At 72.1% G+C, this 21,342-nt stretch carries 18 protein-coding genes; 13 read left to right on the top strand and 5 right to left on the bottom strand.

The annotated features are described in order from the left end of the window. Positions 1–28 precede the first annotated feature (28 nt). Entirely contained in the window at positions 29–565 is a 537-nt protein-coding gene (locus tag ACF1G2_RS03250) for a WcaF family extracellular polysaccharide biosynthesis acetyltransferase (RefSeq protein ID WP_391796588.1), read from the top strand. After that, positions 562–1,689, top strand: a complete 1,128-nt coding sequence (locus ACF1G2_RS03245; protein ID WP_391796587.1) for a glycosyltransferase — start codon at positions 562–564, stop codon at positions 1,687–1,689. Before ACF1G2_RS03250 ends, ACF1G2_RS03245 begins: the two co-directional genes overlap by 4 nt. Before the next feature lie 67 nt (positions 1,690–1,756). Here the strand turns inward: ACF1G2_RS03245 and ACF1G2_RS03240 are convergent, their stop codons facing one another. From ACF1G2_RS03240 to gmd, 3 genes are all read right to left on the bottom strand, one after another. Beyond that, positions 1,757–2,443, bottom strand: coding sequence for a hypothetical protein (locus tag ACF1G2_RS03240; protein WP_391796586.1), 687 nt, complete (start codon positions 2,441–2,443; stop codon positions 1,757–1,759). Positions 2,444–2,519: 76 nt separating this feature from the next. Next, a complete protein-coding gene (locus ACF1G2_RS03235) occupies positions 2,520–5,243 on the bottom strand; it encodes a LamG-like jellyroll fold domain-containing protein (protein WP_391796585.1) in 2,724 nt (907 codons plus the stop codon). Positions 5,244–5,430: 187 nt separating this feature from the next. After that, positions 5,431–6,444, bottom strand: a complete 1,014-nt coding sequence (gene gmd, locus ACF1G2_RS03230; protein ID WP_391796584.1) for a GDP-mannose 4,6-dehydratase — start codon at positions 6,442–6,444, stop codon at positions 5,431–5,433. Positions 6,445–6,569: 125 nt separating this feature from the next. Between gmd and ACF1G2_RS03225 the strand changes: the two genes are divergently transcribed. Further along, the gene (locus tag ACF1G2_RS03225; RefSeq protein ID WP_391796583.1) at positions 6,570–7,538 is read left to right on the top strand and encodes a GDP-L-fucose synthase family protein; all 969 of its coding nucleotides are present in this window, start codon (positions 6,570–6,572) and stop codon (positions 7,536–7,538) included. A 21-nt stretch (positions 7,539–7,559) separates the two neighbouring features. Here ACF1G2_RS03225 and ACF1G2_RS03220 read toward each other — a convergent pair whose 3' ends face one another. Beyond that, positions 7,560–9,035: a sugar transferase gene (locus tag ACF1G2_RS03220; protein WP_391796582.1), complete on the bottom strand. Its 1,476-nt coding sequence runs from the start codon at positions 9,033–9,035 to the stop codon at positions 7,560–7,562. 335 nt (positions 9,036–9,370) lie between these two features. Here ACF1G2_RS03220 and ACF1G2_RS03215 point away from each other — a divergent pair, with 335 nt between their 5' ends. From ACF1G2_RS03215 to ACF1G2_RS03205, 3 genes are all read left to right on the top strand, one after another. Then, positions 9,371–10,348: an LCP family protein gene (locus tag ACF1G2_RS03215; protein ID WP_391796581.1), complete on the top strand. Its 978-nt coding sequence runs from the start codon at positions 9,371–9,373 to the stop codon at positions 10,346–10,348. A gap of 115 nt (positions 10,349–10,463) precedes the next feature. Beyond that, positions 10,464–11,996 (top strand): glycoside hydrolase family 71 protein, encoded by a 1,533-nt coding sequence (locus ACF1G2_RS03210; protein WP_391796580.1) that lies wholly within the window; start codon positions 10,464–10,466, stop codon positions 11,994–11,996. A gap of 35 nt (positions 11,997–12,031) precedes the next feature. Then, entirely contained in the window at positions 12,032–12,505 is a 474-nt protein-coding gene (locus ACF1G2_RS03205) for a hypothetical protein (RefSeq protein ID WP_391796579.1), read from the top strand. Between the two features lie 55 nt (positions 12,506–12,560). Here the strand turns inward: ACF1G2_RS03205 and ACF1G2_RS03200 are convergent, their stop codons facing one another. Beyond that, entirely contained in the window at positions 12,561–12,983 is a 423-nt protein-coding gene (locus ACF1G2_RS03200) for a DUF350 domain-containing protein (RefSeq protein ID WP_352189376.1), read from the bottom strand. Between the two features lie 201 nt (positions 12,984–13,184). Between ACF1G2_RS03200 and ACF1G2_RS03195 the strand changes: the two genes are divergently transcribed. The 7 genes from ACF1G2_RS03195 to ACF1G2_RS03165 all read left to right on the top strand — a co-directional run bounded on the left by ACF1G2_RS03195 (position 13,185) and on the right by ACF1G2_RS03165 (position 21,180). Continuing rightward, on the top strand, positions 13,185–13,739 hold the full coding sequence (locus ACF1G2_RS03195) for a DoxX family protein (RefSeq protein WP_391796578.1): 555 nt from the start codon (positions 13,185–13,187) through the stop codon (positions 13,737–13,739). Positions 13,740–14,198: 459 nt separating this feature from the next. Continuing rightward, complete coding sequence (locus tag ACF1G2_RS03190) at positions 14,199–15,800, top strand: phosphodiester glycosidase family protein (RefSeq protein ID WP_391796577.1); 1,602 nt, start codon at positions 14,199–14,201, stop codon at positions 15,798–15,800. 203 nt (positions 15,801–16,003) lie between these two features. Further along, a complete protein-coding gene (locus ACF1G2_RS03185) occupies positions 16,004–16,204 on the top strand; it encodes a DUF5988 family protein (RefSeq protein ID WP_352189379.1) in 201 nt (66 codons plus the stop codon). Positions 16,205–16,359: 155 nt separating this feature from the next. Next, entirely contained in the window at positions 16,360–17,319 is a 960-nt protein-coding gene (locus ACF1G2_RS03180; protein WP_391796576.1) for an NmrA/HSCARG family protein, read from the top strand. A 37-nt stretch (positions 17,320–17,356) separates the two neighbouring features. Beyond that, complete coding sequence (gene ligD / locus ACF1G2_RS03175; RefSeq protein ID WP_391796575.1) at positions 17,357–18,283, top strand: non-homologous end-joining DNA ligase; 927 nt, start codon at positions 17,357–17,359, stop codon at positions 18,281–18,283. A gap of 174 nt (positions 18,284–18,457) precedes the next feature. After that, complete coding sequence (gene gdhA / locus ACF1G2_RS03170) at positions 18,458–19,804, top strand: NADP-specific glutamate dehydrogenase (RefSeq protein WP_391796574.1); 1,347 nt, start codon at positions 18,458–18,460, stop codon at positions 19,802–19,804. A 134-nt stretch (positions 19,805–19,938) separates the two neighbouring features. Further along, complete coding sequence (locus ACF1G2_RS03165) at positions 19,939–21,180, top strand: cation:proton antiporter (RefSeq protein ID WP_391796573.1); 1,242 nt, start codon at positions 19,939–19,941, stop codon at positions 21,178–21,180. Positions 21,181–21,342 lie beyond the last annotated feature (162 nt).

The following is a 21,342-nucleotide window of genomic DNA, read 5'->3' as shown; positions in this document are numbered from 1 at the left end:
CTGGGGAGGCACCCATGGGGGTGAACTCATGCGGAATCTCCCGGCCTTCACACTGGCCGGCTACGACAAGGGCCGCGGCAAGGCCGTGCAGGCCCTCTGGTTCGCGGTGATGAACACGGTCTTCATGGCCTGGTTCTGCCCGGCCCGGCTGCGGGTCGCGCTGCTCCGGGCCTTCGGCGCGACCATAGGCGACGGCGTACTCATACGGCACCGGGTACGGATCCTGTGGCCGTGGAAGCTGACCGTCGGCGACCACACCTGGATCGGCGAGGGCGCCTGGCTGCTCAACCTGGAGCCCATCACGCTGGGCGCCCATGTCTGCGTCTCCCAGGAGGCGTTGCTCTGCACCGGCAGCCACGACCACCGCGCCGCGGACTTCCGCTACCGCAACGCCCCCGTCACCGTGGAGGACGGCGCCTGGGTCGCGGCCCGCGCCACCGTCCTCGCCGGGGTCACGGTCGGCCGGCACGCGGTCGTCGCCGCCGGTACGACGCTCCACAAGGACCTGCCCGAGCTGACGCTGCACACGGCCGAAGGCCGCCGACCGGTTCCGGTGCCCGCGTGAGCGGCCTCAGGATCCTCCACGCGGTCACCCTGCACAGCCCCACCCACGCCTTCGGCGGACCGGTGCGGGTCGCCGTGAACCTCTGCCGCGGGCTTGCCGCACGCGGCCACCAGGCGCGACTGACCGCACTCGGCGACGGCTTCCCCGGCAGCCTCCCCACCGACGTGGAGGGTGTGCCGGCCCGGCTCTACCAGGCCCGTTCGATCCTCCCGCTGGGCTTCAGCGGGATCACCTCGCCCGCGCTGCTCGCCGGGGCCCACGCGCTCGTCAGGGACGCCGACGTGGTCCATGTGCACCTCGCCCGCGATCTGGTCACCCTGCCCGTGGCGCTCGCCGCGCTCCGGGCCGGCCGCCCGCTGGTGCTCCAGACGCACGGGATGGTCGATCCCAGCGACAAGCCGCTGGCCAAGCTCCTCGACGCCGTCGCCGTCCGCCGTGTGCTGCGCCGGGCCTCCGCCGTGCTGTACCTGACGGACCGCGAGCGCCGGGACCTCGACGCGGTCGTCGGAGGCCCGCTCACCGGGGCCGTACGCCTGGTCAACGGCGTACCGGCCCAGGAGCCGCGCCCGGTGCCCGCCGGGCCGCCCCGCATCCTCTTCGCGGCGCGGCTGCAGTCCCGTAAACGGCCCACGGACTTCGTCGCGGCCGTCCCCGAGATCCTGCGCCACCACCCGGAGGCGTCGTTCGTCCTCGCCGGGCCGGACGAGGGGGAACGGGCCGCCGTGGACGCCCTCGTCGCCGAGCTGGGGGTCGGCGACCGGGTGAGCCGTCCGGGGCCCCTGACGTCCGGACAGATGCTCGACGAACTGCGCCGGGCGCATGTGTACGTCCTGCCGTCGGTCGACGAGCCGTTCCCGATGTCCGTGCTGGAATCGCTGTCGGTCGGCACCCCCGCCGTCGTCACCACCTCCAACGGCCTCGCGCGGGACGTCGAGGAGGCCGGCGCCGGACGGGTGGTCGCGGACGCCGCCGGCCTGGCCCCGGCCGTGTGCGCGCTGCTGGACCCCGGCACGAACGGCGCCGCCTCGGCGGCGGCCCGGAAGCTCGCGGCGGAGGCGTTCTCGATGGACGCGGTCCTCGACACCCTGCTCGGGGTCTACGGGAGGGCGACCGGCGGGGCCTGACCCCGTCCGCGCACGGAAGAGCCCGGTGCGGTCGTGACGACCGCACCGGGCTCTCCTCGCACACTCCCTAGGCGGGCAGCCAGGCGTAGCAGGCGCTGGAGGTGAACTCCCGCGTCCCCGAGGGGATCTTCGCCCGTACGGGCCCGTCGGAGCCGGTCGAGGGACCCGACGCGAGGACCTTCCCGTCCGCGCCGACCGCGCGCCAGGTGCAGGCGGGGTCGGTGGTCAGGGCGCGGTACGTGCCCGCCTTCGGACGCGTGAGCGTGCCGTCGGGGAAGCCGGTCCCCGCGGTCGCCACCAGCGGCTTCTGCGCCGGACAGAGATGCTCCACGACGGCCTCGGCGTCCGGGATGTCCCCGGCGACGATCGCGCCGACGGCCGCGTCCTTGTCCCGCTTGGCGGTGCGCTCCAGGCGCTGGCAGGACTCCTGCCCCGTCTGGAGGACGGCGGCCGGGTCCGTGTTCACCGGCACCCGCCCGCTCAGATACTTCTTCTCCTTCTCCGTGAACGAACCGGTGACCGGCTTGAGCGCGGAGTCCGGCACGACCGGGCCCTTGGTCGCGGACGCGGTGGGAGCGGCCGGCTCAGCCGCCTCCGCCTGTCGGTCGGGCACGGCCGCCGAGCGCGAGGGCCCCGCGGCCCTCGGTGCCGCGCCCGCGCCCCCGTCCTGCGAGGAACAGGCGGACAGGGCCAGCAGCGCGGCGGCGAGCGCGGCCGCCGCCGCTGCCGGGCGCCGGTGAAGAGGACGAGGCATGAGGGAACTCCCGTGGTACGTCGGATGCGGGGCCCGGTGCCGGGCCCCGCATCCTTGATGGAGGTACGACGACCCGTTACGGAGCGCCGAAGGTCAGCACCAGCTGCGGAGTGCCCTCCGCGGCCGCCGCCTCGGACGACCAGAGCCACAGCGGGTCCGTACCGGTGCTGGTCAGCGCCAGCCCGTACGAGCCGCCGAGAGCCGTCGCGACCGCCGTGGTGTCCAGCGGCGCCGAGTAGACCGCCGAGCCGTCCACCGCGCCGCTGAGCGTCCCGATCGGGTTCGCGTCGAGCGTCGGGCGGTTGTTGTACGTCAGCGTGTCCTCGGCCCACGAGCCCGTGATCGGCACGACCGACTGGGAGTCGGCCGAGCCCGCGCCGGTCATCGTGGTCGTCTTCACCGCGAGCCGGGCGCTCTTAAGGACCGTGCCGGCCGGAGCGGCCGGCAGCGCGAACCGGAAGTAGGACGCGTACGGCGAGGTGCCGCGGACCGCCAGCGAGCTGGACGTGCCGTAGTTGGTGCTCGGCGCTCCCGCGTTGGCGTAGGTGTCCTCGGACGCCGTGACGGTGGTGACCGTGTCGGCCGGGGCCTTCGCCAGGTTGTAGTGCTGGGAGACCTGCGACCCGGTGAGCGCCGACGGGTAGACGGCGACCTCGTCGATCTGGCCGGCGAAGAAGGTGCTCGTCGGCCGCAGCGGCCAGCCGGACAGGTTGTCCGCGCCGACGTGCCAGTAGCCGTCGTACTGCTGGTTGGTGGTGACGTTGTTGGAGCCGACCAGCTGTCCGTCGATGTACAGCCTCATGCCCTCGGGGCCCTGGGTGCCCACGGCGTGGTGCCACTGGCCGTTGTTGTACGAGCCGAGGGAGGTGAGCGTCCGGGTGGACCCGGTGTACACGCCGAACACCACGTTGCCGAAGTTCGTCATGTACAGGTGCTTGTCATAACTGCCGCTGTTCCGCGTCGTGTTGTTGCCGAAGCCGATCAGCTTGCCGCCGCGGTTCGTGGTGGTCTTGAACCACGTCTCGACGGTGAAGGCGCCGGTGGCGCTCTGCCGCCGGTCGCTGTGGATCTGCTCGTCCGTGCCGTTAAGCGCGACCGCCGTGGACGCGCCGGAGACGGCCCCCGGAGTCTGGCGCAGCGCGGGAGCGTTGACGTACAGACCGCTGTTGTCGCCGCCGTCGGAGGAGTCGGCCGCGTACGGCGTGGTCGACTCGTCGAAGCGCCAGTACAGTCCGGCGCCGTCGGCGATCACCTTGGAGGCGTAGGGCTCCGGCGAGGTCGGCACGGTCACCGTCGAGGTGGCGGAGAGGGCGCTGGTGTTGCCGTCCGCGTCACCCGCGGTCACCCGGTAGCTGTAGGTCTGGCCCGGGGTCACGCCGGTGTCCTTGAAGGAGACCTGGGGGCGGGACCAGTGCAGCGAGTCGCCCTGCACGGTCGCGATCGGCGTCGCGGCTCCGTTGCGGTAGACCTTGTACGTCAGCTTCGAGTCGTCCAGGTCGAGGCTGGAGCGCCAGCGGATCTGGACGGCGTTCGGTCCGACGGCGGCGGCGCTGGCGACCGGGACGGTCGGCGCTCCGGTGTCGGGTCCGGACGCGAAGCGGGTCAGACCCTGCGCCGGTGCGCCGTTGGTGGTGGTGAACTCGCCGCCCACCCACATGTACTTGGTGGAGCCGGTGCCCGAGATGGCGAAGGCGCGCGGACCGATGCCCTCGCCGATGCCGTCGTTGGTGTCGGGGAACCAGCCGAGCTTGCCGGTCGACGTGGTCGGCTGGGCGAGCAGGTGGTAGCGCCGCCCGTCCGGGAACTCGCCGACGCTGGAGCAGTCGTGCGCGTGCGAGGCGCTGTAGAGCACGCCCTCGTAGGAGCGGACGGCCTGGGTGGCGCCCAGGCAGGTGTCACGCCAGCGCTGCTCGAAGTTCGAGAGGTTCAGGGCGATCCGGCCGTCGAAGACACCGCCGCCGGTGCCCTCGTTGCCGGTGTAGAAGCCCGTGGCGTCCGTCTCGATGTCCTTGACGACGGAGTTCTGCGGGATCCAGCCGTTGGGGTACGCCTTGGTGACGGCGCCGCTCGTGGCGTTCACCACGGCCAGCGCGTGCGAGTTGGCGCCGTTGACGCTGAAGAAGTCGCCGCCGAGAAGGACGCTCTGTCCGTCCGGGGTGACCTCGATGGCGCGGCCCGGTTCGTCGGCGTTCGCCGTGAACGGCAGCAGCGCGCCGGTGGTGGTGATCGCGGCGAACCGCTCGCGCGTCTGCCCCTCGACGGTCCCGAAGTCGCCGGCCGCGTAGATCGTGGTGTCGGTGACGGCGAGCGCCCGCACGGTGGCGGGGAAGCTCGGGGTGAAGGACGCCCTCGGTGTGCAGGTGGCGATGTCGATCGCGGCGAGGCTGGAGACCGGGGTGCCGTTGACGGCGCCGAAGTATCCACCCGCGTACAGCGTCTTCTTGTCCGGCGAGACCACCAGGGTCCGCACGGTCGCGGTGCCGCTGCCGACGGTGAAGGAGAGGGCGCAGCCCGTGGGCGCGCCCGTGGCCGCGTCCATCGCGGCGAAGTTGACGGCGCTCCTCGGAGTGCCGGTGCCGCCGTCGGGCGGACGCACCTCGGAGAAGGTGCCGCCGACGAAGACGGTGTCGTTGGCCTCGGCGAGCGCCCAGACGACACCGTTGGTCTGCCAGGTCGGCAGATCGTCCGCGGTGAAGGCCACCGGCGGCGTCAGTGCCGCGGCCGTCGGGGCCAGAGAGCCTCCGGCTCCGGCCGCGACGGTCAGGACGAGGGCAGCGGTAAGCCCCCAGGATCTACGCATGTTCCCCCCAGGCGTCATAGCCCAGTCAATGTGGCGTGAAGTGGTGCAACTGCCATCTGATGAATGCGAACTGTATGACGAAGTGGCAGTCGGTCAAGCCAACTTGACCAATTCCGTAGCTTCCGGCCCTGCGGAACCCCGGGGCGCAGCCGCCCCTCGGGCACCCGGCAGGACCGGAAGCCGCAGCTCAGCGGTCGATGCGTACCGTCACGCCGGCCAACTGGTCCTCGACGAGACGGACATCGGCGTCGACCATGATCCGCGCCAACTCGTCCACCTGTACGGAGGGCTTCCAGCCAAGGAGGTCCCGGGCCTTGCTCGCGTCGCCGATCAGCGCGTCCACCTCGCTGGGACGCTCGTACTTGGGGTCGTAGCGGACGTGCTCGGCCCAGTCGAGCCCCACGTGGGTGAAGGCCGTCTCCACGAACTGCCGTACGGTCGCGGCGACTCCGGTCGCCACGACGTAGTCGGTCGGCTCGTCCTGCTGGAGCATCCGCCACATCGCGTCGACGTACTCGGGGGCGTACCCCCAGTCGCGTACGGCGTCGAGGTTCCCGAGGTAGAGCCGGTCCTGGAGTCCGGCCTTGATCCTGGCGACGGCCCGGGTCACCTTGCGTGTCACGAAGGTCTCGCCCCGGCGCGGCGACTCGTGGTTGAACAGAACGCCGTTCACGGCGAACATGCCGTACGCCTCGCGGTAGTTGACCGTCGTCCAGTAGGCGAAGACCTTGGCCGCGCCGTACGGGCTGCGCGGGTGGAACGGGGTCTGCTCGTTCTGGGGCGGCGGAGTGGCGCCGAACATCTCGGAGGAGGACGCCTGGTAGATCCGGGTGTCGACGCCGCTGGCCCGGATCGCCTCCAGAAGCCGCAGAGCGCCGAGCCCGGTGACGTCACCGGTGTACAGCGGGGCGTCGAAGGAGACCCGCACATGGGACTGGGCACCGAGGTTGTAGACCTCGTCGGGGCGTATGTCGCGGAGCAGGTTCACCAGGGAGACACCGTCCGAGAGGTCCGCGTGATGCAGCACGAAGGAACGGTTCGCCTGCTGCGGATCCTGGTAGATGTGGTCGATCCGCTCGGTGTTGAAGCTGGACGAGCGGCGGACGAGGCCGTGCACGGTGTAGCCCTTGGACAGCAGCAGTTCGGCCAGGTAGGAGCCGTCCTGCCCGGTGACGCCGCTGATCAGTGCGGTCTTGCTCATGCGTCGTGCCCCTCCTTGACGGGCCGGCCCCCAGCCGGTCCGTATCTTGCGGATATGGTCTGATCCAGGCAGAAAATCCGGATCTGGTGTACTGCGGTCCCGCTCGGCCTGGCATGATCCGGGCCATGACTGAACCGACGAGCGTCTCCCCGAGCGCATCGACGTCGTACCTGCCCGAGCGAGCCCGGATATTCGTCGCGGGACACCGCGGCCTCGTCGGCTCCGCGATCACCCGCCGGCTCACGGCCGACGGACACGAGGTGATCACCCGGACCCGTGCCGAGCTCGACCTGAGGGACGCGGCGGGGACCGCCGCCTTCCTCGCCGAGACCCGGCCCGACGCCGTGGTGCTCGCCGCAGCCAAGGTCGGCGGGATCATGGCGAACAGCACGTATCCGGTGCAGTTCCTGGAGGAGAACCTCCAGATCCAGCTGGCCGTCGTCGCCGGTGCCCACGCCGCCGGGGTCCGGCGCCTGCTCTTCCTCGGCTCGTCCTGCATCTATCCCCGGCTCGCGCCCCAGCCCATCAGCGAGGACGCGCTCCTGACCGGCCCGCTCGAACCCACCAACGAGGCCTACGCGCTGGCCAAGATCGCCGGAATCGTGCAGATCCAGGCGTACCGGAAGCAGTACGGCGCGCAGTACATCTCGGCGATGCCGACGAACCTCTACGGCCCCGGCGACAACTTCGACCTGGAGACCTCGCACGTCCTGCCCGCGCTGATCCGCCGCTTCCACGAGGCCCGCGAGGAGGGGCGGGAGGAGATCACGCTCTGGGGCTCCGGCACCCCTCGCCGTGAGTTCCTGCACGTCGACGACCTCGCCGCCGCCTGCGCCGTCCTGCTCCGCGGCTACGACGGCGACGAGCCGGTCAACATCGGCTGCGGCGAAGACCTCACGATCCGGGAACTGGCCGAGACCGTCGCCGGGGCGACGGGCTACCGGGGCCGGATCGCGTGGGACACGAGCAGGCCCGACGGCACCCCGCGCAAGCTCCTCGACGTGTCCCGGCTGACCGGACTCGGCTGGAAGCCCGCCGTCGCCCTGCCGGACGGGATCGCCGCCACCTACGCCTGGTGGCGGGAACAGCACTGATCTCATGCGGCGGCCGGCCCGTCAGTACGCTCCGCGACCGTCGACGACGGCGCGGAACGTACGGGCCATGACATCCACGTCACTCGTGAACGACCAGTTGTCGACGTAGTGCAGATCGAGCTCGACCGTCTCGTCCCACGACAGGTCCGAGCGGCCGCTGATCTGCCACAGCCCCGTCATCCCCGGCCGCACCGTGAGGCGGCGCAGCTCCACGTCCCCGTACCGCGCGACCTCCTCCGGCAGCGGAGGGCGCGGACCGACGAGGGACATCGAACCGAGCAACACGTTGATCAGCTGCGGCAGTTCGTCGAGCGAGGTGCGGCGAAGCAGCCGGCCCACGCGGGTCACGCGCGGATCGCGGCGCATCTTGAACATCAGCCCGTCGTGCTCGTTGGAGCGCTCCAGCTCCGCCCTGCGGGCGTCGGCGTCCAGGAACATCGTGCGGAACTTCCACATCACGAACGGCGCCCGGCCCTGGCCTATCCGCACCTGCCGGTAGAAGACCGGTCCGGCCGAGCCGAGCCGGACCGCGGCGCCTATCGCCAGGAACACCGGCGACAGCAGGAGCAGACCGAGCCCGGCGCCGGCCCGGTCCATCACGGACTTCAGGACCGGCTGCACCCCGCTGCGCAGCGGCGGAGCGACCCGGAGCAGCGTCAGACCTGCGGCCGACGTGGTCTCGAGCCGCTTGACCGCGCACTCCACCAGGCCTGGGGCCAGGGCGAGTTCGGTCCCGGCGTCGTGCAGTCCCCAGGAGAGCCTGCGCAGCCGCTCGCCCGCCATCAGGGGGCCGGCCGCGACCAGGACGACATCGGCCTCCAGCTCGCGGGCGGCGGCGAGCACCTGCCGGGTGTCGCCGTCCGCGGCCTCCGGCACCGTGACGCCGAGCCGCGCCGCGACGGGCGCACCGGTAGGGACGTCACCCTCGCCGATGGCGACGACGCCGACCACCACGTACGGGTGCTCGGTCCGCCCGGCGAGATGCTCGGCGACGTCACCGGCGGCGGTGGGCTCGCCGAGGACCAGCACACGGGTCACCACCTGCGCCTCCCGGCGCGCGGCCACCAGGTGATGCCACGTCAGCTTCGAGCAGACCAGGGTGAGTACGGGCGCCGGGAGCAGCACGAGGAGACAGAGCAGTGCCGGGTGGTGCAGATCGGCGGCGGCCCGCAGCACGGCGAGGACCCCGAGCAGGATCAGCCAGTCGTGCAGGACGGGCAGGCTGCCCCGTGACTCACCGAGTTCGCGCCGCGCGTACCGCCGGCGCAGCGACCGCACCGCTGCCCACGCGAGGGCGGCCACGAGGGCGCTGGCATGGGCGTACGGCTGGCGCTCGACGTGAAGGGTCAGCGCGACCGGCAGTCCCACGCCGAGCACGTCGACGGTCAGCGCGGCGACGGAATACCAGCGCGCCTTGGCGCGAGGACGCGTCGTCGTAATGCTCGAACCGGTCGCGGTTCCGGCGGAGTTGGTCTCAGATGTGCGCGCATGCCACATGTACCCCCCAGGCACGTGTCGACGTTCGCCACCTTGTTAGTCGACCCCCTGATCGACGAACAAGCGTCGCAACGCCGGAACAGTACGACATACACGCGCACGTCCGCTGCAGTTCACGCGAACGACCTCAGAGGGTGATGGCGTATTCATCTCGTGACATGGGTGCCGGTGTGGACACGGCCGCGCGCATGATACGTCTGTTCAAAGGGAGTTGACGCACGTGGGACGTGGAGAGAAGGGGTGGGAACGTGTCGGAGGGAGACGAGATCGCGGTGGGGGAGAGAGCCGGTACTGTGGCGGAAAGCACACCCTCCGTCACGCCCCGGAAGCGCCGAGTGAGCCCGAAGCGCGTCCTGTTGGCGGCGCTGGCTCTGCTCGGCATCGGGGTTCTGATGGTCGGCGGCGCTGGCTGGTGGGCTGTCGATCACTACACCGGCAAGGTCGACCGCATCGCGGGTGCGTTCCCGACCCACGTCCCGCCGGCCCAGCAGCCCGCACCCTCCAAGGGCGGACAGACCTTCCTCCTCGTCGGTGTCGACAGCCGCTCCGACCTGCCGACCACCGGACGTGACGCCAAGGCGCCGTCCTGGCGGTACGGAGCCCAGCGCAGCGACACGATGATGCTGGTCCACCTCCCCGCCGACCACTCCAACGCCTACGTCGTCTCGCTGCCCCGCGACTCGTGGGTCGACATCCCCGGACACGGCACGGCCAAGCTCAACGCCGCCTTCTCCTGGGGTGGTCCGCCGCTGCTCATCGACACCGTCCAGCGTCTCACCGACGTCCGAGTCGACCACCTCGCGATCATCGACTGGGAGGGGTTCAAGGAACTCACCGACGCGGTCGGCGGGGTCGACCTCCGCGTGGACGGCACGGTCCGCCACATGAACGGCACCGAGGCGCTCGTCTACGTCCGCGAGCGCAAGAACCTTCCCCGCGGCGACTTCGACCGCACCCACCGCCAGCAGAACTTCCTGCGCGCCGTCCTCACCAGGACGATGACCACGCGCAACCTCACCAACCCCGTCCGGGCCGCGGAACTGCTCGACACCCTCACCGCGAGCGTCAGCGTCGACGACCGGCTCAGCGACGCCGACCTGCGCGAACTGCTCTGGGACAACCGGTCGGTGAGACCCGGCGACATGGTCTTCATGAACGCGCCCGTCGCCCGCACCGACACCGTCAAGGGCCAGTCCGTCGTCCTCCTCGACCGGGCGAAATCCGAGGCGTTGTGGGCGGCGATGCGGAACGACACCCTGGCGGACTACGTGGCAAGTCATCGCACCGACCGCCTCGGAAGCGGTACGCGATAGCGCCGGGCGACCGGCGCGCCACCGGCCCGACGGTGGTTGTTCCGCCGTCCGCCATCGGCTGTACTACAGCCAGCCCGCGGCCCCGCGAAAGCCGCGACCGACCCTAAGGACGCCCATGGCGGACAAGTCCGCGGCCCGGACCCACCGGGCGCCGGGGAGACGTCGCCTCGCCCCGGCCGTCGCCCTGGGCGTACTCCTCGCCGGGACCCTCGCCGGCATCGGCGCGGCGAACTCGCTCCGCGCGAACGCCCCCGCCGAGACGGCCGGCGCATCGCCCAAGGCGTACAGCACCGCCCTCCCCTTCGACCTGCCGGCGACCGCCGAGCTCCGCCGCTCGGACAAGCTGGTCTTCGCCCACTACTTCACCCCGTACCCGCTCTCCCTGGACAACGAGCCGGCCGACCGCGACTACTACGCGCGCAACTACCTGACCCCGGACGGCGAGAAGGGCCGACACCAGGCGTACGGAGGGCTGCTGCGCGACCGTCCGCTCCCGGCCGCGCCCGAGACCGGGGACTGGGAACTGGCCCATCTGCGCCAGGAGGTCCGCACCGCCCGCGACGCCGGACTCGACGGCTTCACCCTCGATCTGCTCTCCGAGACCGGACGCAACCGGGACCGCGCCGAACTGCTGCTCCGCGCCGCCCACGAGGAGGACCCGGGCTTCCGGATCCAGCTCATGCCGGACATGACCTCCCTGACGTCGACCACCCCCGCCGGCCTCGCCGATTCACTCGCGCAACTGGCCCTGAGCCCCTCGGCCCACCGGCTCCCCGACGGCCGGCTCGTCGTCTCCCCGTTCAAGGCCGAGGAGAAGGACCCCGACTGGTGGCGGCGCATGATGGCCGAACTGGAGACCCGGCACGGCATCCGGACCGCCCTCGTCCCGCTCTTCCTCGACTTCACACAGGGGCGGGACGCGTACGCGGCGATCAGCCACGGGTTCTCCGAGTGGGGCGCCCGCAGCGCCGCCCGCCAGGCGGGGGCGGTCGCCGACGCCGAACGGGCCCACCGTCTCGGGAAGATCTGGATGCAGCCTGTGTCCGTCCAGGACGCCCGCCCCAACCAGGGCGTCTACGACGAGGCAGGCAACACCGAGACCCTCCGCGCGAGCTGGGCGGCGGCCATCGAGTCCGATGCCGACTGGGTCCAGCTCACCACGTGGAACGACTACTCCGAAGGCACCCACGTCGCACCCTCCCTGCACAACGGCTACGCCTATCTGGACCTCGCCTCCTACTACCTGACGCGGTTCAAGACGGGTGCCTGGCCGCGGATCCTGCGCGACACCCTCTATCTGACCTCACGCGTCCAGTTCGCCGACGACCTCCCTCCGGCCGCCCGCCAGTCACAGGTGATACGACCCCGCGAGGGCACTGCGAACCCCCGCGACACCGTGGAGGTCCTCTCCTTCCTCACGGCCCCCGCGGACGTCCGCGCGAGGACCGGGGACGCCGAGCGCGTCTACCGGGCTCCGGCCGGTGTGCACGCGCAACTCTTCGCGCTCCGTACGGGCCACAGCGCTGCGACCGTCGTACGGGCCGGGACGACCACGACGAAGGTCACGACCCGCTACCCGGTCCGGCGGCCGGTCGCCAGACAGGACCTGCAGTACTACGCCGTGACGAGCGGCCGCAGCCAGCGCTGAGCGCGGCTGTCGGAGGCGGGCCCTAGCGTGGGGGCATGACGACGAACCGGGGGACCTTCGGAGCGGCGACGGGCGACGACCCGCCGCTGCCGGAGGGAGACAGGGAACAGAGATCCCGCGAGGTACGGGCCGCGGTCGAAGGGCTGCTCCAGATACGGCGGCTGACCGGCGGCGGAGGAGGCGGCGATCCACGGCCGCACCCGGCCGAGTGGGAGCGGAGGCAGCCCGTCCGGGCGGTGGCACTCGCGCTGGAGGCGGCCGGCATCGCGCCCTCGGCGGTCGACGCCTCCGGAGCCCGGACGGCGACCGGCTACCGGGTCACGGCCGGGGAGCGGCCCGCCACCGCGGTCGTGGAGTGGGTGGGGCCGCCCGGCGGGGGAGCGGCCCAGGAAGAGGAGTCCGCCCTGGGTGCGTGCGTCCCCGTCCTGGCGCGGCTCGGCTGGGAGGCGCTGCTCTACCGGGGCCCGCGGCGCAGAAGGTTCCTCGAAGTCGAGCCGATGGGGCACTGAAGGAGCCCCTGGCGGCCCGGCTTCGGGCGGTCCGGCGCGGGCGATTCGGGCCCGGTCAGGCGATGGAGGCGGAGACGATCGCCGAGACCGCGATGTTGCACGAGGCCGTGACCCAGACGGCCGGGTGGGGCTGCGGGTCCACGAGGGTGGCTCCGAGCTTGCCCGGCGTCACCAGGTCCACGACCAGGAACGCCACGGCCATCATCACCAGGCCGAGGAGTCCGAAGGCGGCCGTCGAGGCGAGCCCCTTGCCGAAGTCGTCGTACGTCGTCCATATGGAGGTGAAGACGATCCCCCCGATTCCGAGGAGTGCGGAGCTCAGGAGCGTCGCGGCGTTGCGGTTGCGCTCCTCCCAGATCTGGCGGCCGAGCTTCCCCGGCGTGAGCAGGTCCACGAGGACGATGCCGAGGATCAGCAGCACCACGCCGAGGGCGCCGTAGGCGGTGGCCCGGCCGAGGCCGTTGACGATGTCGCTCATGTGTTGCCGGCTCCGAGGGGATGGATCATGAATGATCGCGGTCAAGGACCGGCAAAATGTAGCGCATGCGCCGTGGGCCGCCTCCGGGTGGGCGCCCACCTCGCCGCGGCCCCTGTATGGAGCAACAACGCATCGGCCTCGGCCTCCGCAGAGGCGAGAGTGGAAGACGTACGGCTTCGGCTCTGCCCAGGGAGACCACAGATGACCACCCTCAACCGACGCGACCTCGGGCTCCTCGCCCTCCGGCTCGGCACCGGCGCCGTCCTCGTCGCGCACGGCACGCAGAAGCTGCTCGGCTGGTTCGGGGGAGGCGGAGTGGAGGGAACCTCGAAGGCGATGGAGGCGATGGGCTTCCATCCACCGCGCGAGAGCGCGATCGCCGCGGGACTCGGCGAGACGGGCGGCGGGGTGCTGCTGGCCCTCGGCCTGGCCACCCCCGCGGCCGGCGCCGCCGCTGCCGGAGCCATGGCGGGAGCGGTCTCCGTCCACGCCCCGGCCGGATTCTTCGCCCAGAGCGGCGGCTTCGAGTACCCGGCGTTCCTCGGCTTCACGGCTGCCGCCATCGGCGTCGCGGGCGCCGGCCGCTACTCCCTCGACCACGCCACCGGCCACGTCGTGGACCGTCCCTGGGTCGTCGCCACCGCTTTCCTCGGCAGCGCCCTGGCGGCCGCCGCCGTCGTGGGCCGCCGCGCCCAGGCCCGGAGCGAGGCCGCGCACGGCGAGGACGGGGCGGACGGCGGGGACGGCGACGACTGAGCGAGACCCTTCTTGACGCGGCGGCTCCCCGGTAGACCGGGGAGCCGCCGCGCTTCTGTGCGCCCGGAGTCGCGATCCACGTGAATCGGTGGAAACGGGCGCGTCACTCCCTATCGCCTGTGAAAACGCGGCGTTCCGCCCCACCGGCGGGGCGCCGCCCCTTTCGCCTGTTCGTGGCCGGCCACGCGCGCCCTCCGAACTCCGCGCCGACTACGGGCCGTCGACGGCCTCGCCCCGATGCCCCGTGCGGCACCGGACCTTCCCGCCCCCGAAACCTTTCGGGGGCGCACTCGTCATGACGGTGTGTGCGCCGTGGGGCTCACGCGCCGTGTTGCCACGCCCCGGCCCACCTGGAGCGGAGCCTTCCATCGAGTGGCCTCGTCTGTTGCACTACGAGTCATCTCCCGGCAACTGACTGCGCTTTGCCTTGCCTTACGTTCCTACGACGGAAGGACGCTCATGCAGCGCAAGTCCCTCTCCCTCCTGGCGGCGGCTGCGACGGTTCTGGGTACGGCTTCGGCAGTGCCCGTTGCGGAGGCGGCCCCGCCGCAGGGCTCCGCGGCCGCCAGTGCATCGGCCGCCGTCGTCGCACATCCCTTCATCCCCAGCGCTCCTTCGGCGCGCACCACCGTGGCGCCCGGCGTGACCCTGACCACCACCACGTACGGCAAGCAGGACGCCGACGACCGATGGACCGTCCACGTCTATCTCCCGGCTACCCCCGACGGCCCGCTCGCCTCCGCGGGTACGGCCCTCGGCCCCCGGGCCACCGCCGACCGGGTGGCCACCGCGCTGCGCGAGAAGGGGTTCGAGCCCCGCGTCGAGGAGGTCGTGGCCCCGGCGTTCGCCGACCGTCGCCCCGGAACCCTCGGCTGGACCGTCCGCGTCGGCCTCCACGCGAGCGAGGCCGAGGCGACGGCGCAGCTGAACCTGGTCAAGTCCGCCGGATTCGCGGGCGGTACGCGGTACACCGCACAGGACGGCACCGACCAGAAGGCGCCGCAGAAGGTGCACATGCTGCGCGTGGACTTCCGTACGTTCAAGGGCAGCGTGGACACGGACTTCGGCCCCGAGCTCCACGGTACGGAGAAGCTGACCGACCTCATCGCCTCCACCGGCGCGCTCGCGGGCATCAACGGCCAGTGGTTCTACAACGAGGCACCGGGCGGCATGTACGTGAAGAACGGCAGGCTGCTCGGCACCGCGACCCAGGGCCGGGCCGGCCTCAAGGTGACCGACGCCGGCCGCTCCTTCGCCGTGGACACGTACACCGCGCATGTGACGCTCAAGGCCGGGACGGAGACCGTCGAGGTCGACGGGGTGAACCGGGTGCCAGGCGACGTCTGGAACTGCGGTGGCGTCGGCGGCGACCTGCCGACGCAGAAGCCGCAGCACGATCTCAGGTGCACCGACGACAGCGAACTGGTGCGCTTCACCCCCGAGTGGGGCGAGCCGCCGACCGGTACGGGCGCGGAGGCCGTGCTCGACGCCGCAGGCCGCGTGACCGCGGTGAACACCTCGCGCGGCGCGAGCGTGCCGGACGGCGGATCCACCCTCCAGGCGACCGGAGCGAGCGCGCAGTGGCTCCTCGCGCACGCCGTGGTCGGCCGGACGCTGACGTTCACCGAGCGGGTCGAGGACGGCAGGGGGCGCCAGGTGCCGCTCACCTCGGACACCACGATCCTCCAGGTCGGTCCGACCCTGGTACGTCAGGGGAAGGTGTCGGTCAACGCCCAGGCGGACGGCATCATCAGGGACGGCGCCGACCAGACCTTCACGTACAACTGGACCCTGCGCGCCAACCCGCGCTCGATGGTCGGCGTGGACGAGCTGGGCAGGCTGATGCTGGTGGTCGTCGACGGCCGGCAGGCCGGCTACAGCGAGGGGCTCGGCGTCGCACAGGCCGCTCAGCTGATGAGGCAGCTCGGGGCGCGCGAGGCGATGAACCTCGACGGCGGCGGCTCCAGCGTCCTCGCCACCGCCCGGTCGGGCATCGTCAACCGGCCCTCCGACGCGACGGGTCAGCGCTCGCTGGGCAACGTCCTGGTGATTCGTCCATGACGTCCATCCGCCCATGACGTCCGCCTGACGACACCGCCACGACCGCCGGCCGCACGAGGGAGGCCCTGCGTGCGGCCGGCCCGCGCGCCGACCCCCGCGCGCCGCCCCGCCTGTCGGCCCTTCCGGGGGCCCGGCCCTCGGCGGGTTCCCCCGACAGACGCCTCCCGCGTGCGGCGGGCGGCCGGGGTGGTGAGACTGGTGCCATGGCGCACAAGGTGTTTCTGGAGGGCGGGCCGGACGACCTCCCCGAGCGGATCGTGCAGGTCGAGACCCCCGGCGAGGACGTGAAGCTCCCGCATCTCGGCGGATACGAACACTTCAGGGAGACCCCACGCCGCGAGGACACCGCCGCGGGCACCCTGCGGGTGTACGAGTGGTGGGAGCGCACGGAGATCGCCGAGTAGGCGAGTCTCCGGACTGTCCGGATCATCCGAGTGACCTCGGCGGACCACACTCTGCACGCGCCCCACGACACACACCGGCAGGCATACCGGCACCCGTCCCGGGCACGCGCTGAGAGGACGTGGACGCGCGCGGCAGGTGCGAGGCGAATCGAGTCATGACCGAGAAGAAGATCATCACGGTGTTCGGGGCGACCGGCAGCCAGGGCGGCGGGCTCGTCCGCGCCGTCCTGAGCGACCCGGACGAGGAGTTCGCGGTACGTGCCGTCACCCGCCACCTCGAATCGGACGCGGCGCGGGAGCTGGAGCGCCTCGGTGTCACCGACATCGTCCAGGCCGACATGGACGATCCGCCCAGCCTCGCCCCGGCCTTCGAGCACGCTTACGGAGCCTTCCTGGTCACCCCGTTCTGGGAGCACATGTCCGCAGCCCGGGAGAAGGACCAGGCCCTGGCGCTCGCCCGGGCGGCCTCGCACGCGGGCGTGCAGCACGCCGTCTGGTCCACGCTGGAGGACACGCGCGCGTGCATCCCGCTCGACGACGACCGGATGCCCACGCTCCAGGAGCACTACAAGGTGCCGCACTTCGACGCCAAGGCGGAGGCCGACCGGTACTTCACCGAGGAGGGCGTACCGACCACCTTCCTGCGCACCACCTTCTACTGGGAGAACTTCTTCGACTTCTTCCCCCCGTCGCGCGGCGAGGACGGAAGCCTCCGGCTGAACTTCCCGATGGGCGACCACCGGCTCTCGGGCATGGCCGCCGCCGACATCGGCAGGACCGCCCTGGCCATCCTCAAGCGGGGTACGGATCTCATCGCCGCCACGGTCAGCATCGCCGGGGAACACCTCAAGGTCGCCGACATCGCCGCCGCTCTCGGGGAGGCGCGGGGCGAACCGGTGCTGTACCGGCCGCTGACGCCGGACGCGTACCGGGCCCAGGGGCATCCCGGCGCGGACGAGGCGGGAAACATGTTCCAGTTCTTCGCCGACTGCGAAGAGCCGTACACCAGGGCCCGCGACCTCACCGCCGCCCGCGACCTCAACCCCGCGCTGCAGGACTTCGCCACCTGGCTCGCCGCACACCGCGACGAGGTGCGTGAGGCCTGGAAGGACTGACCTCGGCGGCGCGGCGGCCCTCACGGACGGAGACCACATGGCGCCCCGGTACAGTACGAGCGAGCCTCGGAGGATCCGGGCGGGGCGGCGCACGGTGGAGGTCGGGCGACCGGAGAAGGTGCTCTTCCCCGACGACGGCATCACCAAGGCCGACCTCGCCGCGTACTACCGCACCGTCGCCCGCCGGATGCTTCCGCAGCTGCGCGGCCGGCCGCTGATGCTGGAGCGCCACCCGGACGGCATCGGCGACCGGGGGTTCATGCAGAAGGACATCCCGGACCACTTCCCGGACTGGGTCCACCGCGCCGAGCTCCCCAAGGAGGGCGGCACGGTCACGTACGTCCTGTGCGAGGACACGGCCACCCTGGTCCTGCTCGCAGGCCAGGGCTGTGTCACCCCGCACCGATGGCTCTCCCGGGCCGACCTGCCGGACCGGCCCGACCGGCTCGTCTTCGACCTCGACCCGTCCGGCGACGACTTCGCGCGGGTCCGCGAGGCGGCGTGGTGGCTCCACGACCTCCTGGACGAGCTGCGGCTCCCCTCGCAGCTGATGACCACGGGCTCACGCGGCCTGCACGTCAGTGTCGCGCTGGACCGCGGCGCCGGCTTCGACGAGGTACGCGGATTCGCCTCCGGCGTCGCCCGCGTCCTCACCGCCCGCCACCCCGACCGGCTCACCACCGAGGCCCGTAAGAAGGCGCGCGGAGAGCGGCTCTACCTCGACATCCAGCGCAACGCGTACGGCCAGACGGCCGTCGCGCCCTACGCGGTACGCGCCCGGCCCGGCGCACCCGTCGCCGCGCCGCTCGCCTGGGCCGACCTGGACGACCCGGGCCTTGACGCCCGGAGCTGGACCCTCGCCGACGCGGACCGGCTCCTCCGGAGGAACCCCTGGACCCCCGCCCCGCGCCCCCGCTCGCTCGACGCGGCGGCGAGGCGCCTGCGCCAGGTCACGGTCGACTGACGCCTGTGCCCCGTCCGCGGGGGTGGCAGGGTCGCCGGTGCCGGGATCGCCCCGACGGCCCCACGGGCGGACGCGTCCGGCGACAATTGCGTACGTCGCCCCGCGGGCAGCCCGACACGGGCAACGCCCCGCGGGCGACGGAACTTTCGGCGAGCAGAAGGCGAGACACGAGGCATGCACGTCAGCGCGCACATCGAGGCCGTCTACACCGAGATCTGCCGACGCAACCCGGGGGAGGCGGAGTTCCACCAGGCGGCGGCCGAAGTGCTCGACTCCCTGGCACCCGCGCTCGACCGGCACCCGGAGTACGCGGACAGCGGAATCCTGGAGCGGCTCTGCGAGCCCGAGCGGCAGCTGCTCTTCCGGGTCCCGTGGGTCGACGACCAGGGCACCGTAAGGGTGAACCGGGGCTTCCGCGTGGAGTTCAACAGCGCCCTCGGGCCGTACAAGGGAGGCTTGCGGTTCCACCCGAGCGTCAACCTCGGCATCGTCAAGTTCCTCGGCTTCGAGCAGATCTTCAAGAACGCGCTGACCGGGATGGCCATCGGCGGCGGCAAGGGCGGCTCCGACTTCGACCCCAAGGGCCGCTCGGACGCGGAAGTCATGCGCTTCTGTCAGTCCTTCATGACCGAGCTGTACCGGCACCTGGGCGAGCACACCGACGTACCGGCGGGCGACATCGGCGTCGGGGCACGGGAGATCGGCTATCTGTTCGGCCAGTACAAGCGGATCACCAACCGGTACGAGTCAGGCGTCCTCACCGGAAAGCCGGTCGGCTGGGGCGGCTCGCACGTCCGCACCGAGGCGACGGGCTACGGCGCGGTCTACTTCGCCGAGGAGATGCTCACCACGCGCGGCGACGGCTTCGACGGGCGCCGGGTGGTGGTCTCCGGTTCGGGGAACGTGGCCCTGTACGCCGCCGAGAAGGTGCACGCCCTGGGCGGCCGGGTGGTGGCCTGCAGCGACTCCTCCGGATACCTCGTCGACGAGGACGGCATCGACCTGGAGCTGCTCAAGGACGTCAAGGAGGTACGCAGGGCCCGGATCTCCGCCTACGCGGAGGCGAAGCCGACCGCCCGCTTCTCGGCCCGCGGCACGGTGTACGACGTGCCGTGCGAGATCGCCCTGCCGTGCGCGACGCAGAACGAGCTGGGCCGCGACGACGCCGTCGCGCTGGTCAAGCACGGAGTCATCGCGGTCGCCGAGGGCGCGAACATGCCCTGTACTCCGGACGCGGTGAAGGTGTTCCGGGAGGCGGGGGTCCTCTTCGGCCCGGGGAAGGCCGCCAACGCGGGCGGCGTGGCCACCTCCGCCCTGGAGATGCAGCAGAACGCGGCCCGCGACAGCTGGTCCTTCGAGGAGACCGAGGCCCGCCTCGCCACGGTCATGCGCGGCGTCCACGCGGAGTGCCGGGCCACCGCCGAGGCGTACGGCGGCGACGCGGAGGACTACGTGCTCGGCGCCAACGTGGCGGGGTTCCTGAAGGTCGCCCGGGCGATGGCGGCGCAGGGCGTCATCTGACCCTCTTCCCGAGCGGCCCCGGTGCGTCAGAGGGCCGCTCGGGGGTGGGGCGCGCCGCCTTCGGCGTGCTCCCGCCGAACGGCGGGGGCATCGGCCGTACGCTGCGTCTGTCCGAGGCCCCTTCGAAAGCGCGGATGCTCTTGCTTGCCGTCACCGTCATCGCGGGCATTCTCTTCACCTGGTGCGTCCTGTCGCACCGGCTCGCGCGATGGAGCATCACCGCGCCGATCGCCATGATGGTCGCGGGCATCGCCCTCACCAGCGGCTCCGACCCGCCGCTCGTCTTCGACCTCGGCGACCTGGCCGGCTTCGAGCACGCCGTGGAGGTCGTCCTCGCGCTCCTGCTCTTCGTCGACGCGACCGAGGTGCCCAAGGGGGTCATCCGCCGGGAGCGGAGCGTCGTCGTCCGACTCCTCGGCGGCGGGCTGCCGCTCACCCTGGCCGCCGCGTTCCTGACCGCGCTCGCCTTCTTCCCCCAGCAGCCCGGGTGGGTGCTCGCGGTGCTGGCGACCGTCGTCGTCCCGCTCGATCTCGCGCCCACCGCCGCCGTGCTCCGGGACAAGCGCATCCCGGCGCGTCTGCGGGACGTGCTCAACGTCGAGGGCGGTCTGAACGACGGAATCGTCTCGCCGGTGTTCCTGCTCTGCGTCGCCGCCGCCGTCGAGTCCCACACGGCGAGCGACGACTATGCCGAGGCCGTCCTCGACGCGGTCGCGGCGGCGGCCTGGGCCGTCGGAGCCGGATCACTCGTCGGCTATGCGGCCGGCCGGCTGCTGCGCGGGTCCTGGGCCCGGGGCTGGACCCAGCCCGCCGCGACGAGGCTCGCGGTGCTGAGCGTGCCGATCGCCGCGTACACCCTGTCCGCCGCGCTGGGCGGCAACGGCTTCGTCGCCTCCTTCGTCGCCGGTGTCTGCCTCGCCCCCTCGCTGCGGCAGCTGCCCGAGGACGCCGTGGAGATGACCGACGACCTGGTCACCCTGCTGACGCTCGCCCTGTGGTTCCTCTTCGGACAGATGGTCAACGACGAGTTCTGGGACGGCTTCCACCTCTCCGTCATCCTCTACGGACTCCTCGCCGTCACCCTGATCCGTGTCGTGCCCGTGCTGCTCGTGCTGATCGGTACGGACGTGTCCCTGACCGACCGGCTCTTCCTGGGCTGGATGGGGCCCCGGGGTGTGACCACGGTGGTCTTCGGGCTCCTCGCCACGCTGGAACTGCCCGCCGTCGGCGGCGGTGACTTCATCTCCCGCGTGATGGTGATCACCGTCATGGTCAGCGTCGTCCTGCACGGCCTGAGCACCGAACCCGTCGGCCGCCTCTACGCCCGCCGCCGACGCGTCTCGCCGCCGGAACCCACGCCCCGGGGCGTGGACTGAGACACACCCGGCCGGGGCAGGACACGGCGGAAGGGCGGGCTGCGGTGCCCCCGGGGGCCGGCCCCCCCCCCGGGCCCGGCGGGCGCCGGCGGGCGCGCCGCCCCCCCCCCGCGCCGCGGGCGGGGGTGGGGGGGGGCAGCCGAACAAGACCCCGCCCCGGCA

The organism is Streptomyces sp. NPDC013457, from assembly GCF_043089925.1.
Classification (GTDB): domain Bacteria; phylum Actinomycetota; class Actinomycetes; order Streptomycetales; family Streptomycetaceae; genus Streptomyces.
Note: the sequence above shows the minus strand (reverse complement) of the source record. Positions and strands in the feature narration are given on the sequence as shown.

Coding starts and splice junctions, on each gene's coding strand:
- gmd (WP_391796584.1), bottom strand. CDS start 6,444: ATGAGCAAGACCGCACTGATCAGCGGCGTCACCGGGCAGGACGGCTCC.
- ACF1G2_RS03220 (WP_391796582.1), bottom strand. CDS start 9,035: ATGTGGCATGCGCGCACATCTGAGACCAACTCCGCCGGAACCGCGACC.
- ACF1G2_RS03195 (WP_391796578.1), top strand. CDS start 13,185: ATGACCACCCTCAACCGACGCGACCTCGGGCTCCTCGCCCTCCGGCTC.
- ACF1G2_RS03200 (WP_352189376.1), bottom strand. CDS start 12,983: ATGAGCGACATCGTCAACGGCCTCGGCCGGGCCACCGCCTACGGCGCC.
- ACF1G2_RS03205 (WP_391796579.1), top strand. CDS start 12,032: ATGACGACGAACCGGGGGACCTTCGGAGCGGCGACGGGCGACGACCCG.
- gdhA (WP_391796574.1), top strand. CDS start 18,458: ATGCACGTCAGCGCGCACATCGAGGCCGTCTACACCGAGATCTGCCGA.
- ACF1G2_RS03185 (WP_352189379.1), top strand. CDS start 16,004: ATGGCGCACAAGGTGTTTCTGGAGGGCGGGCCGGACGACCTCCCCGAG.
- ligD (WP_391796575.1), top strand. CDS start 17,357: ATGGCGCCCCGGTACAGTACGAGCGAGCCTCGGAGGATCCGGGCGGGG.
- ACF1G2_RS03190 (WP_391796577.1), top strand. CDS start 14,199: ATGCAGCGCAAGTCCCTCTCCCTCCTGGCGGCGGCTGCGACGGTTCTG.
- ACF1G2_RS03180 (WP_391796576.1), top strand. CDS start 16,360: ATGACCGAGAAGAAGATCATCACGGTGTTCGGGGCGACCGGCAGCCAG.
- ACF1G2_RS03235 (WP_391796585.1), bottom strand. CDS start 5,243: ATGCGTAGATCCTGGGGGCTTACCGCTGCCCTCGTCCTGACCGTCGCG.
- ACF1G2_RS03240 (WP_391796586.1), bottom strand. CDS start 2,443: ATGCCTCGTCCTCTTCACCGGCGCCCGGCAGCGGCGGCGGCCGCGCTC.
- ACF1G2_RS03210 (WP_391796580.1), top strand. CDS start 10,464: ATGGCGGACAAGTCCGCGGCCCGGACCCACCGGGCGCCGGGGAGACGT.
- ACF1G2_RS03225 (WP_391796583.1), top strand. CDS start 6,570: ATGACTGAACCGACGAGCGTCTCCCCGAGCGCATCGACGTCGTACCTG.
- ACF1G2_RS03165 (WP_391796573.1), top strand. CDS start 19,939: ATGCTCTTGCTTGCCGTCACCGTCATCGCGGGCATTCTCTTCACCTGG.
- ACF1G2_RS03250 (WP_391796588.1), top strand. CDS start 29: ATGCGGAATCTCCCGGCCTTCACACTGGCCGGCTACGACAAGGGCCGC.